Genomic DNA, 15,061 nt, shown 5'->3' with positions numbered 1-15,061 from the left:
TCGTATTAATGCTATATTCAGCTTTTATTTTCGGATTGGTTAGTAGTTTGCACTGCATTGGTATGTGCGGTCCAATTGCTATGATGTTGCCAGTAGACAGAAACAATCCTGCCAAAAAAGTGATGCAAATACTGCTTTATCAAATCGGTAGATTGTCTGCCTATGCTACTCTTGGTTTAGTATTTGGTGTTTTAGGAAGAGGGTTTTATATGGCAGGAATGCAACAGAGTATTTCAATTTTCGTGGGAATATTTATGATTATAATTGCTGTTGTTCCAGAACGTATTTTTATGAAATACAATTTCTCTAAACCAGTTTATAAGTTACTATCAAATGTAAAAACTAATTTGGGAAATCAATTCAAGCGAAGAACGCCAGACGCTCTTTTTACCATTGGATTGTTAAACGGATTTCTCCCATGTGGATTGGTTTATGCTGCTTTATTTGGCGCTATTGCTATGCAAAATATTACTTTAGGAGTTTCTTATATGGTTCTTTACGGATTAGGAACCATTCCAATGATGAGTGCTGTAGTTTATATCTCGATGTTTCTTTCAACATCTATTCGAAGCAAAATCCAAAAAGTGATTCCAATGGTTATAGTTATTATTGGTACACTGTTTATCCTTAGAGGATTAGGTTTAGATATTGCCTACATTTCTCCGGGTAATCTTTCTTTATTCGTACAAGCTAATGCCAATTGTCATAATTAGTAAAGACACTATTTGCAGTGCTGCAGATTAATTTTTTATATGGTCATTGAAAACAATTCGGTCTGCGGAAGATTTCGTTTTAATCGCAAGTCAAATGCCATACAAATATTTCGAACAAAAGGTTTTCCTTTTTCAGTAACTTGTATTGATTGGCTCGAAATTTTCACCAAACCATCAGTTTCCATTTCGTGAAGTTGATTAATTATTTCAGGCAATTCAGGAAAAAAGTCGCTATCATTTTTCCAAGAAGTTTCAAATTGACACATTAAATTTAGAATATGTTTTCTGATAATTAAATCTTCATCGGTGAGAATATGTCCACGAAAAACAGGTAATTCATTAGCATCTAATCTTTTGTAATAGTTTTCAATAGTTTTTTCATTTTGAGCAAAACTATACCAACTATCGCTTATAGAGGAAACTCCAAGTCCAATCATCAATTGCGTTTGGGATGAAGTATATCCCATAAAATTGCGGTGCAAATTTCCTTTTTGAAAAGAATTATACATACTATCGGTTTCTAAAACAAAATGATCCATTCCAATTTCACGATAATTATTCTGTGATAATCTATTTTTTCCAGCTTCATAAAGTTGACGTTTTTCATCATCTTTAGGTAAATCTTCACTATTAAAACCACGTTGTCCGTTACCTTTTATCCAAGGCACATGGGCATAACTATAAAAAGCCAATCTGTCGGGTTGTAAAGAATTGGTTTTGTCAATAGTGTCAAGAACATCATTTAAGGTCTGAAATGGCAATCCAAAGATTAAATCATGTGCAATGGAAGTATAACCAATTTCTTTTGCCCAAAATGTAACTTTTGCTACATTATGAAAAGACTGTATTCTATGAATGGCTTTTTGAACTTTGTCCGAATAGTCTTGTACTCCAAAACTTACTCTTCTAAATCCTAAATCATAAAGCGATTGCAAATGTCTTCTTGTAGTGTTATTTGGATGGCCTTCAAAGCTAAATTCGTGTTCTTTGGCCTTGATAGCTCGTGTAAAAATGCCGCTGACTAAAGCTTCTAAATTTTCAGGTGAAAAGAAAGTCGGTGTTCCGCCACCAAGATGAATTTCTTTAATAATCGGTTTTTCAGGAAATAAGTCACAATATAAATTCCATTCTTTTAAAACGGCTAAAATATACGGATTTTCAACCTCGTGATTCTTAGTTATTCGTTTGTTGCAACCACAAAAAGTGCACATACTTTCGCAAAAAGGCAAATGAATGTATAGACTAATACCTTCAGAAGCATAGGATTCTAAGAATGATTTTATAAAACTACTCTTCCAATGGTTCAAGGAAAATAAATTATCATCCCAATAGGGAACCGTGGGATAACTCGTATATCTTGGTCCAGGAATATTATATTTTTGAATTAAGGAAATTGACATAATAAGCTGCTTTTAGTTGCAAAAGTAACCTGAGAACTTTAATTTAAAAATGATATTTGTCATGTTGGAAAGAATAGAAAATAGAAAATAGAGTGGATGTATAATGTGATTTCTCCTTGGTCGAAATGACACTTCTAACTTTGAAGATTTGTACTTCACAATAAAAGTTCGTGTACTTTTTTATTAAAATTAATTCGTGCAAATTGGTGTAATTCGAGCAAAAAAAAGAAATAAAAAAAACCACCCAGAAGTGGTTTTTAATTTTTTATGATTAACAGTTATTCAGCTCGTGTACCTTTTCGTTGGTTATAGACGGAAAGTTGGAAAACCTCTATATTCTAAATACTGTTGGGCCAACTTGGCAAATCATAAGTGAAGTTTTAAATTTCATTTATCAAAGTTAAATAAAGTATTTCAGATTTATTTTACACTATAAATTCCTATTGTTGTAAATTAAAATTAAGCAAAAAAAAGCTCACCGTTAAGTGAGCTTTCTGTATTATTTATTCAAATTTCTAATTTGTTTTAACTTGTCTTTCCAAGTAACCAATTCTTCTTTATGTCGTTCAATTGTCTTTCTTACTTCCGTTACAATTGAATTTTCTTTTTTAGCATTTTTAGTATTTTGAAAGAATTGAATGTTGTTTTCTAACTGGAAAATTTCGTTTTGAACTTCTTCAATTTTTCTAATGATGAAGATTTTTTCATTGTCTAATTTTCTGCTGTCTTCTGATCCTGCAATAGTATCTAAGCGATTAGCAAAACGCAATTGTTCACTTTCTTTTTTGCTTGAACTTAATTTTTCGAACAACGCATCCAGAATTTTGTTGAATTTTCCTTCAATATGTCTTCTATTAAAAGGAACTCTTCCAATAGATTTCCAAGCTTCAATATGTACTTTTATGGCGTCTAAATCGGTTTTATGATCGCCAACTAATTCAAAGGCACGCAAGGTTTCTAAATATTCTTTTTTCTTTTCAAAAGCAGCAACTTCTTCAGCATTTTCTTCTTTTTTACTGTCTTTCAAACGCTCAAAATAATGATTACAAGCCGCTTTAAATTCATCCCAAAGTTTGTCAGAGAATTTTCTTGGCACGTGACCAACTAGTTTCCAATCTTCTTGAATTTGCTTCATTAATGGAGTTGTTGCAGCGAAATCTTCACTTTCTTTCAACTCATTTGCTTTATCAACAAGTGCTTGTTTTTTACTTAAATTATCGTTTTGATCTTTTTTGATGTCTTTGTAAAACGAATTTTTCAAAACATTAAAATCACGAACAGCATTTTTAAACCTAGCCCAAGTAGCTTCATTAACTTCACCCGGAACTTTTCCTGTAGCAAAAAAATGATTTCTTAAAGCCTCTACTTTCACAATTTGGTTCAACCAAGCTTGATGCGAATCTACTTTTTCTTGTGCTAAAACTTCTAATTGAGCAATAATTTCGTTTTTCTTTTCAAGATTTTCAGATTCTTTTGCTCTAAAACTTTCATAAAAAGTTTCTCTTTTGTCGTGCATTTGTTTGGTCAATTCACTGAATTGCTTCCATAATTCTTCACGGTGTTCTCTAGAAACTGGACCAATATCTTCTTTCCAAATCTTATGTAAATCTTGTAATTCACGGAACGATTTGTTGATGTCTGTCTCGTTGATTAGTTCACCAACACGAGCTATAATTTTATTCTTTAATTCTAAATTGTGTTTGAATTCTTGATCGCGCGCATCTCTATCTAAATGCAAGAAATCATAAAAATTTTCAATATGAAAATGATAATTATTCCAAACGTGGTTGTATTTATCTTTTGGAATTGGACCAGCATTTTTCCAACGTTCTCTAATATCATTAAGTTGTTTAAGAGCGTTAGCTATATTTCCAGTTGAATTGTTTACTAAGTTTTTCAACTCTTCTACAATGGCCATTCTGTTTTCTAAATTCGATTTTAAATTGTTTTGAAGCGATTTAAAATGAACGTTTTTCTTATCTCTATATTGATTGTATAACGAATCAAATTTTGTTTTTAAAGGAAAGCTGTAGTGAAAATCTTCGGTAGTATCAGGATTTTCAGCGTGAAATTCGTCTTTCTTTTCATCCATAAAGTGGTGAAATTTCGACAAAAATGCTTTTTTAACTTCTTCAACGTGCTCGCGAACCGACATTACTTGGTCGACAGCAACAAGCTTTTCTAGTTCTTCAACTAGGTTTTCCATTGGTAACGCTTCATAATCTTGTAGCGGAATGTCATAACGACCTTTTACTGTTTCATCTTCACTTTCTTCAGCATTCGCATTTGCAATAGCATTCATCGCAAAATCATTGGCATCTTCTACTACAATACTATCGTCGGCAACTTGTTCGTCTGTTAGTTCAACAACATTTTCAATGGTTGGAACTTCTTGCGGTGTTTCTGTAATTTGTTCACCTACAAGGTCTTCCACTTCAAGTACTGTTTCTTGGTCAGCTTCGGCAACTAATGGCGCTTCAACTTCGGTATCAGGAACCAATTCTATTTCGTTTTCAATTGCTTCAGCAACAGCTTCAACTTCTTGATTTTCAGACTGAATTACTTCGTGAGAAGTACTATTTTCATTTCCATCTGTCACGTTCTCGTTAACTGACAGGTTATCATTCTTTTCTTCTAACATTTGTTTTAATGTGTTAGGTTATACAATATTTTCCTTTTTGGAGGGCGAAAGATAGTAAAGAAGCGTCAAAAATCAAAGAAAATCAATGGTTTCTGTTGGTTATATTTATAAAAAATAAATTTTAAATGTTATTGTTTTTCATTTGATGTAGAAAAAAACTCAATTTCCTTTTTAGAATATTTTGTATCAAATGGATGGTACCATTGATAAGATTTATCATTGAACAAAATGAAAAAGAATGATATTATCGCAATTATTCCAAAAATCATAATTATAAAGTTACTAATTTTTCTTATGATTTTTGGAATTTCTATTTTATTGAGAAGCAGTACAATTATATAAAATATAATTGTACCTACAATCAAATTACCAATTAATCCAAGTAAATAAAAATGTTGTTCCATCGAATTTACCCATGGAATACTTGTTTTACAAATAAATGGAAACCCAAATAAATTAGGTTCACGTTCGTAGTGGTTATCTAAAATTGTTCTAAATGTAACAACATTAAATTCTATAATAAATGAAGTAATAAAAAAAGAAAGTAGTAGATGGTATGTATTGATTTTCATACTTACTTATTCCAAATGGTCCAAGCTTTTTCAGCTTGAAAAACTAGCATTTCGTATCCGTTTTTTATGGTGGCGCCTTTTTTCTTTGCTTTTTTCAAAAATTGAGTCTCTTCTGGGTTGTAAATTAAGTCAAAAGCAATGTGTTTTTCTGTAAAAAACTCATACGGAATAGGTGGAAACTCTTTGATATTCGGACTTGTGCCAAGTGGTGTACAATTGATTATTATTTGAAAATTATCAAATGTTGTGGTATTAATTCTGTTATAATCAATAGCATTTTCTGACGCTTCTCTTGAAACAAAAGTATAGAAAATTCCGAGTTTGTCTAGTGCAAAAGCAACCGCTTTAGATGCTCCGCCAGTTCCAAGAATTAAAGCTTTTTTGTGATGCGGTTGGAGTAGTGGTTCAAGTGATTTTTTAAAACCATACCAATCGGAATTGTAGCCTTTTAGATTTCCTTTTTTGGTAAAACGAATCACATTAATCGCACCAATTCTAAATGCTTTATCTGACATTGTATCAAGAAACGGAATGATGGTTTCTTTGTACGGAATAGTTACATTCAATCCTTTTAAATCGGAATTATTTTTCAGCACATTCGGAAATTCTTCAACAGTTGGAATATCAAAATTTTCATAAGTAAAATCATTAAAAAGATCTTTAGAAAATTTATCTGTAAAATATTTTTTAGAAAAAGAATAGGAAATGTCTTTTCCAATTAATCCGAATTTTTTATTGGTTTCCAATAGTTGTTGATTTTATAAAAGGTTTACACAAATTTGCACGAATTTATCTCGTGAATAAAAAAATTACACGAATTTATATCTGTGTTAAATAAGTTCGTGTAATTTTTACTTTATGCAATTTCGTGTAAATTCGTGAAATTAGTTTTGAAAATTTATTTAGTATGTTTCTTAATCAAACTCTGTACTTTTTTTTCAGTCCAAACAGAAGGAAATAATTCTTCTAATAAAGTATGATTTTTAAAGTTTAATCGCAGTGCGTTACTTAAATGAAAAGTGCCTTTTTCGGTATCATTTTGAATAAAATAGAAACCTGCCAAACGGTATTCAATTTGATATTCTTCAGGGAAAAATTCCGTCGCTTGAAGCAATGTCATCACTGCACCGTCTTCTTCTCCTAAAAATTGAAGTATATCAACCCAAAACAGCCAAGTATCCAAACTATTATCACCAAATTCTACTGCTTTTCTATAGCCTAATTCGGCTTCTTCAAACATATCTAATGCTTTGTTTATGGCAGCAAAACGTTTCCAGTAGGCCTTATTTTGGTTATCAATAGCTAATGCTTTGTTGACATAAATCAATGCTTTATGATAATTTTTTTGACGTACGTAAAAATCAGTTATTGCAATCCAACCTTTATCTAAAAGTGGATCTTCGTGAACAGTTTTATTGAAAAACTTTAATGCTTCGGCTTTATTGCCTAATTTTTCGTGGCATTTTCCAATTCGTAACAATGCATAAGAAGTGGCATCGTCAAGGTCAATGGTTTTTTGATAATTTTCAATAGCATCTTCATAGCGTTTTAAACGCTCCAAGGCTTTTCCATTTTCCATAAAAGCACCCATAAATTCGTCATCTATATAGGTTGCGAATTCAAATGCTCTCACGGCATTGGTATAGTCTTTTAATCCATAGTAAAGTCGGCCTTGCTGATGCCAAGCGATCTCTGAATAAGGATTTTTATCGATGTACGTTTTTAAATATTCAATAGCCTCGGCATTTTGATCTAAAAATTCGTAACAATAAACCACATTGTATAAAGCCGATTGGTCTTCAATATCGACATTCAAACAATGAATGAAATTTTCTTTCGCCTTTTCAAAGTTGTCCATAAAAAGGTATTCCATACCAATTAGGTTGTAAACATCGGCTAAATCTTCAGTATATTTTAAAGCTTCTTGCAAAAGTTCCACAGCTTTTTCGTGGTTGTCTCTTTTGGAATAAATATTAGCCTTTTGGATAAAAATCTCTTCATTAGTAGGTTCAATAGCATACAACTCGTTTAGCATTTTTTCAGCAATTTCGAGTTTGTCATCATAAACTAACATTTCTATCTGAACTAGCTTTAAACCAGTCGATTTTGGATGCTGTTCTAAGCCTAGTTTTAATGCTTTTTTAGCTAAATTGGCTTTACCCATATCGAGATAATGAAGAATAATTTCTTCAAATTCTTCAGAATCAAAGAAGATCACTTTGTTGGTTTTCAACATTGATTCGAACTTCGATAAGGATAAGTTGTAGTCTTCTTCGTCGTGATCCAAATGCATAGCTTTTTATTTAAAATTATCCTTAATAAAAGTACTTAACTATTAGTGATTATTGAGGGAAAATGATTTATGTTTTGAACAATTTAATTAACAGAAAATAAGTTTCGAGTTTCGGGTTTAAGGTTTCGGGTTTCGGGTTTTGCAGAATCTATTAAACTCGCAACTCGTAACTTTTAACCCGCAACTATTTCATCCATCACTTCCAAAATAATTTTACAACCTTCTCTAATTTCCTCTTCAGAAATGGTTAATGGTGGTGTAATTCTAATGGCTTTACCTTCAAACAATAACCAAAATAGAATCAATCCTCTATCTTGACAACGCAAAACTACCTGATTTGTTATCTCTTCATTGGTGGTCATTGCTGCTAGCATCAATCCTTTTCCTCTTACTTCTTGTATCAAAGGATGTACCAAAAGTTCCCGAAAAAGTTTTTCTTTTGCCAAAGATTGATTGGCATAGTCTTTTTCTAAAACTTCTTCTAATGTTGCCAAGCAAGCAGCTGCAATTACTGGATGTCCGCCAAAAGTAGTGATGTGGCCTAATTTAGGATCGTGACTTAATAAATCCATATATTTTTCGTTGGCCACAAATCCGCCTACTGGCATTCCGCCTGCCATTCCTTTTCCAATGATAATTACATCAGGAACGACATTGTAGTTTTCAAATCCAAATAATTTTCCGGTTCTACCAAAACCAGGTTGGATTTCATCAATAATCATCAAAGCACCAACTTCTTCACAACGTTTTTTTACTTTGGCAAGAAAGTCGTTTTGAGGTTGAATAAAACCCGCGCCACCTTGAATACTTTCTAGAATAATTCCGGCCGTTTTGGTGGTTATTTTTTGTAAATCGTCTTCGTTATTAAAAGTAATAAAATCGACATCGGGAATCAACGGACGAAAAATTTGTTTGCGTTCTTCAAATCCCATTACACTCATCGAACCCATGGTGTTTCCGTGATAAGCATTGTGACACGAAATCAACTGACTTCTTCCTGTTACACGTCGTACTAGTTTTAAAGCGCCTTCACAAGCTTCTGTTCCTGAATTTACTAAGTAAACTTTATTTAGTTCTTTAGGTAAATTTTCAACTAATAATTTGCAATATTTCACTGCAGGATTTTGAGAATATTCTCCATAAACCATCACGTGTGAATATTTATCTAATTGATCTTTGATCGCTTGATTCACACGCGGATGCTGATGTCCAAGCGAGCAAGCCGAAACTCCAGCAACAAAATCTAAATATTTTTTACCGTCGGTATTGTAAATATAAGAACCAATAGCGTGAGAAACTTCCATTCCTAATGGGTAAGGTGAAGTTTGTGCTTGATATTTTATGAAATCGCTCAATGTAAAGTGAAATTTTGGTATGTATAATTAAAAATTAAATTTGATTTAAATTCAATTTAAGTCTTAAAGCGGTTAACTAGTATAGTTTTTATAAAACCACTTGCAAATTTATGAAATATGCGTCAACTCGAAGGGCAATTAAGATTTTTTTATAAGTAGTTTGAAATGATTTTCAAATTTTTATATTTGTTGCATTATGTTTCAAATAAAGAACGCCTTATGAAGAAAATCTTATTGCTTGCTTTGATTGGTTTGTCACTCACAGTAAATGCTCAAAATAAAAAAAGTAAATCAACCACCAAAAATAAAAAAGTGACCATTGTGGATAAAAAGAAAGTGACGCCAACCGAAAAGAAAAAAGTTGTTTATCAAGTTTTTACACGTTTGTTTGGAAATACAAATACTACCAACAAACCTTGGGGAACAATTGAACAAAATGGTGTTGGTAAGTTTAATGATTTTACCGATAAAGCCTTGCAAGAAATTAAAAATCTTGGTGTTACTCACATTTGGTATACAGGTGTTCCGCACCACGCTTTGGTAAGAGATTACAAAAATATAGGAATTTCTGATGATGATCCTGAAGTTGTAAAAGGGCGCGCTGGTTCGCCTTATGCCGTGAAAGATTATTACAATGTAAATCCAGATTTGGCTGTCAATCCGGCGAATCGTTTGCAAGAATTTGAAGCTTTGATTGCTCGCACCCATAAAAATGGTTTGAAATTATTAATTGATATTGTTCCTAATCATATTGCTAGAAAATATGAAGGAAAAAATAATCCAAAAGGAGTTAAAGATTTTGGAGCTGATGATAATATAGCTGTCGAATATGATAGAAATAACAACTTTTATTATATTCCAGAACAACGATTTGAAGTGCCAACATCTAATGATTATCGTCCGTTGAACGGAGAAAGTAATCCGTTGATTGATGGAAAATTTGAAGAATATCCAGCAAAATGGACAGGAAATGGTTCGCGTTTGGCCAAACCTGATATCAATGATTGGTATGAAACGGTAAAGGTAAACTACGGAATTCGTCCTGATGGTTCTAAAGATTTTCCGGAACTACCTACTGGTTTTGAAAAGAAATCTTATCAAGAGCATTTTGAATTTTGGAAAGACAAAGACGTTCCAAGTTCGTGGATAAAATTCAGAGATATCGCTTTGTATTGGACAGCCAAAGGTATAGATGGTTTCCGTTATGATATGGCTGAAATGGTTCCTTTTGAGTTTTGGAGTTATATGAATTCTGCTATCAAAATGAAAAATCCAGATGCCTTTTTATTGGCCGAAGTTTACAATCCTAACGAGTATAGAAATTATATTTTTAAAGGAAAAATGGATTACCTTTATGATAAAGTTGAAACTTACGATCATCTAAAAGCGGTAATTCACGGAAAAACATCACCTGATGGTTTGTTTGATATTCAAAACCGAATGAGTGATATTGAACATCATATGTTACATTTTCTTGATAACCACGATGAGCAACGTTTGGCAAGTCCAGAATTTGCTGGAAGCGGTGAGAATGGCAAACCTTTGATGGTGATTTCTACTACATTGAGTTCTTCTCCTACAATGATTTATTTCGGACAAGAAGTAGGCGAGGCAGGAAACGAAGATGCAGGATTTGGAAAACGTTCAAGAACTTCAATTTTTGATTATATAGGCGTTCCAAATCACCAAAGATGGATGAATAACGGAAAATTTGACGGTGGACAATTGTCAAAAAGTGAGAAAGAACTTAGAGATTTTTACAAGCGTTTATTGAATTTTACTATTAAAAGTGAGGCTTTGATGGGTAAATTTCAAGAAATTCAGTCTGTGAATAGACAAGATTCTTCTACATATGGTCAAAATGTGTATTCGTTTGTGCGTTGGTCAGCAACTGAAAAACTAATCATTGTTTCCAATTTAGCTCCAAAAACAAGCGAAATGTTTGATTTAAAAATTCCAGCCGATGTAATTTCAGAATGGAAACTTAAAGATGGAACATATTTGTTAACCGAACAACTTTATGGCGTTGCTCATACTTTAAAAGTAACCAATGGAGTTGGAATTGTAAAGATTAGTTTAAAAGGTAGCGAAAGTTTTATTTTGAAGTTGTAGTTGTTATTATGAACTCTTAAACAACTGTTATTTATCCAATTAAATTTGTTAAAATTTAGTGCAGATGAAATGCGTTAAGTAAGTTTGTTTTTAAAAATATTACTGATGCAAATGATTCTGCTATTTTCAATACTATTGAATCCTATTTTAATTTTTGATTTTTCAAAAGATAGTAACTTGTCTAACTGGAAAGTAGTTGATGATGGCGTTATGGGTGGCGTTTCCTCAAGTGATTTCTTTGTTGATGCTAATGGAAATGGAACCTTCAAAGGAACAGTTTCTACCGACAATAATGGTGGATTTTGTTCGGTTCGTCATTTTTTTAATCCGATAAAGTTAACAGATAAAAGTGTTTTTAAAATCCGTTTGAAAGGTGACGGAAAAAAATACCAGTTTAGAGTTAAGAAAAATCAGAGTGATTATTATTCTTACATTTACGAATTTCAAACTTCAACTGAATGGGAAACTATTGAAATTCCTGTAACTAAATTATATGCTTCTTTTAGAGGTAGAACACTCCAACTTCCTAATTATGATGGTCAAAGCTTAGAAGAAATTGCATTTCTAATAGGTAATAAGAGAAATGAAAATTTTGAATTACTTATAGATAAAATTGAGGTGGAATGATTTTGTTTTAAAGCACAATCAAGTATAGAATGCGCTATCGACTTAAAACATATTCGTAATATCTGTTTATAAGTTAAAAATCCTCTGAATAGTTAATAAAAATATCCGCCAAAATTTATAGCGTATAATAGATAAAAGACTAAAAATACAATAATTACTGTTATCAGTCCTACAACAAAAGAAATTATATAATTATTATCAACACTTTTTTGTAATGAACCTTTAAATCCTTTAAAAATCCAGATTACAAATCCACCTAAAAATCTAATATCGTATGCTGACATAATTTATCTTAGTAATTAAAATGCAATGGGCTGTAAATTTTAAGCAAGCCATCAAAATTAAAATTAAGTTTCTATTTTTTTATTTCATTGTAGGCACGGATTGCAAATCCGAGTTATCTCGATTTTATTTTCCACAGTTTTGTTCGTATAATTCCACGATTCTTACAAAACCATTTTTCTTAAAATCATCTTTGTTTACTAATTTTACTAAGTTTGGACACTCTTCACTAAAGTGCTTTTCTACTAAAGACAAAAAATATTTCCAAGCATTTACAGCTCCATCATTTTCATATATGACTAATGAGTAATCATTTCCTCGATTAATAAAATAATTACCATCTACTATAATAGAACCGTATTTAGGACCTGTATTTATAAACCAAGCGGAATAAAGGTTTATTTTTCCTTCTTTTATAACTTCAACACACGCTAATTTTTTATGTACTTTAAAAGAATTATCTTTGCTAAATGGCTTAAAATATGCTAAATGAGTTGTTACAAATTTTATTTTATCACCATTTTCATTGTTTATGACGAATGATTTTATTTGTTCTAAAGGAAACTTTTCAGTATTTCCTTTTTCTTCTACTCTAAATTTAATAGTGTTATTCTCAGAATCGTCAGGTATTTCTATATATCCTTCTTTTGTTGTATTATCAGTAAAAGTCATAACTCCGGAGTAAAACTTTGCAAATGAAACAAATGGAATTAAAATTAAAAGGTAAATTAGTTTTTTCATTTTAGATTATTTTAGTATACTTTAGTTTTTCGTTTTTTTTGGCAAAATATCTGCCTATTTAGAGATAACAACCTTAAATGATACAAATATCTATCCTGACTTGGTATAGACAGTATAACATATTCGAGTTATAGTGATTATTTTCGGAAGTTTTAATTTATATTTATAGGAATTAAAAATGGTGACTTAACAAAACCTCCTCCTTGATGACATGGTTGCCATCTTGGAGAAATTGAAATTACTCTAATTCCTTCATCATTTAATTTAGGATTTGAACTTTCAACAACCTCAATATCAGTTGGTGAACCATTTCCGTCAATAATAAACTTTATTTTCAAAGTTCCTTTTTGCCCTTTGCTATTAAAGTTTTTTCCGATGAAAGCAAATAGTTCATTAATTCCGCCATAAAACATAGGCTTTACAAATGCTGCCTGAGAAAAATAACGGATTAATTCTTCATCTAATTCTTGACCATTTTCATTAACTAAAGTTTGACTACCATTATCTTTGAAGAAATAATCGGCTTTAATAATTTTTGTATCTTTAAAAATTTCTAATCTCTTGTCTTCATCAAAAGTCGCTATTAGTTTTTCGCTTTTATAAAAATTAGTTACGGGTAATTCTGGTTTTGAAAAGTCAGTGATAATTGTTACGCTGTTTGTTTTATCAAAAACTTTCCAGATTCCAATTTTGTTTCCATTAGCATCAAGCTCATTGATATTTTCTCCATTATACAAAATACTACTTTGACTGTAAATTGATATACTAAAAAAGAAGGTTAAAACTTGTAAAATTAATTTCATATTGTAGAGTTAAAAATTTCTGCTAACTTATATATCAGACATAAATCACAAATGCTTCAAACAGTTGACTCACTTTATGTCATAAATTGGCTATTTGTGTTTCAAATATACTTTTTTTTAAATAAAAAAACATAGTAAACTATGTAGTTTGGTTTTTGTTTGCACAAAAAAAATCCCAAACATAAAATTTGGGATTTCTATTTATTACTTCAAAATTGTCTGTTTTCTATCTGGTCCAACAGAAACTATTTTTATGGGTACTTCGACTTCTTTTTCTATAAACTCGATGTAGTCTTTTAGTTCTTTTGGTAGGCTTTCAAAAGTAGTTAAACCAGTTAAATCGGCTTGCCATCCTTTGAATTCCGTGTAAATTGGTGTTACGTTTTCTTCTTCAATATTATAAGGTAAATGTTGGATAACTTCACCTTTGTAGTTGTAAGCTGTAGCAACTTTCAAAGTTTCAAATCCTGATAAAACATCGCCTTTCATCATCATTAATTGCGTTACGCCATTTACTTGAATAGCATATTTCAAAGCAACTAAATCCAACCAACCGCAACGTCTTTTTCTTCCGGTTACAGAGCCAAATTCGTTTCCAACACTTGCCATAACATCACCAGCATCGCCAAAATCTTCTGTAGGAAATGGTCCCGAACCCACACGAGTAGTGTAAGCTTTGAAAATTCCGTAAACTTCTTTGATTTTATTTGGAGCAATCCCTAAACCAGTACAAGCTCCAGCAGCTGTGGTATTTGATGATGTAACGAAAGGATAAGTTCCAAAATCTACATCTAATAACGAACCTTGTGCACCTTCGCAAAGAATTGATTTTCCTGCTTTTTGTGCTTGTGCTAAATATTCTTCACTATCAATGAAAGTTAATTTTTGTAAATCTTCGATTGCTTCAAAGAATTCTTTTTCTAATTCTGGTAAATTGTATTGAATGTCCACATTATAGAAAGCAATCATTGCTTCGTGCTTATCAGCTAATGCTCTGTAACGTTCTTTGAAATCTTCTAATTCTATATCGCCAACACGAATTCCGTTTCTACCAGTTTTGTCCATATAAGTTGGACCAATTCCTTTAAGAGTAGAACCAATTTTAGCTTTACCTTTTGAAGCCTCAGAAGCCGCATCTAGCAATCTATGTGTAGGAAGTATTAAATGTGCTTTTCTTGAAATGATTAATTTAGATTTTATATCCAAATTGAATTTTGCTAAACCATCGATTTCGCCTTTAAAAACTACAGGATCGATTACAACACCATTTCCAATAATATTGATATTGTTATCGTGAAAAATCCCTGATGGAATGGTTCTTAAAACGTGTTTGATACCATCAAATTCCAGAGTGTGACCTGCATTTGGTCCGCCTTGAAAACGTGCTATAATATCATATTTTGAGGTAAGTACGTCAACGATTTTTCCTTTTCCTTCGTCACCCCATTGTAATCCGAGTAGTAAATCTACGGTCATTGTGTTGTTGTTTATTGTTTGTAGTTAGTTGTTTCGACAAGAAGAT

At 31.6% G+C, this 15,061-nt stretch carries 13 protein-coding genes; 3 read left to right on the top strand and 10 right to left on the bottom strand.

The features are described 5' to 3' along the window. Positions 1–8 precede the first annotated feature (8 nt). Complete coding sequence (locus Q0050_RS03065) at positions 9–713, top strand: sulfite exporter TauE/SafE family protein (RefSeq protein ID WP_298392537.1); 705 nt, start codon at positions 9–11, stop codon at positions 711–713. 35 nt (positions 714–748) lie between these two features. Here Q0050_RS03065 and hemN read toward each other — a convergent pair whose 3' ends face one another. From hemN to Q0050_RS03035, 6 genes are all read right to left on the bottom strand, one after another. Continuing rightward, entirely contained in the window at positions 749–2,113 is a 1,365-nt protein-coding gene (hemN, locus tag Q0050_RS03060) for an oxygen-independent coproporphyrinogen III oxidase (RefSeq protein WP_298392536.1), read from the bottom strand. A 499-nt stretch (positions 2,114–2,612) separates the two neighbouring features. Beyond that, positions 2,613–4,754: a DUF349 domain-containing protein gene (locus Q0050_RS03055; RefSeq protein ID WP_298392535.1), complete on the bottom strand. Its 2,142-nt coding sequence runs from the start codon at positions 4,752–4,754 to the stop codon at positions 2,613–2,615. A gap of 128 nt (positions 4,755–4,882) precedes the next feature. Beyond that, positions 4,883–5,326: a hypothetical protein gene (locus Q0050_RS03050; RefSeq protein ID WP_298392534.1), complete on the bottom strand. Its 444-nt coding sequence runs from the start codon at positions 5,324–5,326 to the stop codon at positions 4,883–4,885. 2 nt (positions 5,327–5,328) lie between these two features. Continuing rightward, entirely contained in the window at positions 5,329–6,072 is a 744-nt protein-coding gene (locus tag Q0050_RS03045; protein WP_298392533.1) for a shikimate dehydrogenase, read from the bottom strand. Between the two features lie 152 nt (positions 6,073–6,224). After that, positions 6,225–7,619, bottom strand: a complete 1,395-nt coding sequence (locus Q0050_RS03040) for a tetratricopeptide repeat protein (RefSeq protein WP_298392532.1) — start codon at positions 7,617–7,619, stop codon at positions 6,225–6,227. A 173-nt stretch (positions 7,620–7,792) separates the two neighbouring features. Next, positions 7,793–8,923, bottom strand: coding sequence for an aspartate aminotransferase family protein (locus Q0050_RS03035; protein ID WP_298392668.1), 1,131 nt, complete (start codon positions 8,921–8,923; stop codon positions 7,793–7,795). Between the two features lie 270 nt (positions 8,924–9,193). On the opposite strand from Q0050_RS03035, the gene Q0050_RS03030 reads away from it, so the two are divergent. Beyond that, the gene (locus tag Q0050_RS03030) at positions 9,194–11,086 is read left to right on the top strand and encodes an alpha-amylase family glycosyl hydrolase (RefSeq protein ID WP_298392531.1); all 1,893 of its coding nucleotides are present in this window, start codon (positions 9,194–9,196) and stop codon (positions 11,084–11,086) included. 111 nt (positions 11,087–11,197) lie between these two features. Then, positions 11,198–11,713 carry a CIA30 family protein gene (locus tag Q0050_RS03025; RefSeq protein ID WP_298392530.1) on the top strand — a complete coding sequence of 172 codons (516 nt, stop codon included), beginning with the start codon at positions 11,198–11,200 and terminating at the stop codon, positions 11,711–11,713. A 92-nt stretch (positions 11,714–11,805) separates the two neighbouring features. On the opposite strand, the gene Q0050_RS03020 is transcribed toward Q0050_RS03025, so the two are convergent. The 4 genes from Q0050_RS03020 to Q0050_RS03005 all read right to left on the bottom strand — a co-directional run bounded on the left by Q0050_RS03020 (position 11,806) and on the right by Q0050_RS03005 (position 15,015). After that, positions 11,806–11,997 (bottom strand): hypothetical protein, encoded by a 192-nt coding sequence (locus Q0050_RS03020; protein ID WP_298392529.1) that lies wholly within the window; start codon positions 11,995–11,997, stop codon positions 11,806–11,808. Between the two features lie 124 nt (positions 11,998–12,121). Next, a complete protein-coding gene (locus Q0050_RS03015) occupies positions 12,122–12,736 on the bottom strand; it encodes a hypothetical protein (protein WP_298392528.1) in 615 nt (204 codons plus the stop codon). Between the two features lie 152 nt (positions 12,737–12,888). After that, entirely contained in the window at positions 12,889–13,539 is a 651-nt protein-coding gene (locus Q0050_RS03010; RefSeq protein WP_298392527.1) for an energy transducer TonB, read from the bottom strand. A 204-nt stretch (positions 13,540–13,743) separates the two neighbouring features. Then, positions 13,744–15,015 (bottom strand): adenylosuccinate synthase, encoded by a 1,272-nt coding sequence (locus tag Q0050_RS03005; protein WP_298392526.1) that lies wholly within the window; start codon positions 15,013–15,015, stop codon positions 13,744–13,746. Positions 15,016–15,061: the final 46 nt, after the last annotated feature.

The organism is Flavobacterium sp. (assembly GCF_027483985.1).
Taxonomy (GTDB): domain Bacteria; phylum Bacteroidota; class Bacteroidia; order Flavobacteriales; family Flavobacteriaceae; genus Flavobacterium.
This window is presented reverse-complemented; position numbering and strand designations above follow the sequence as displayed.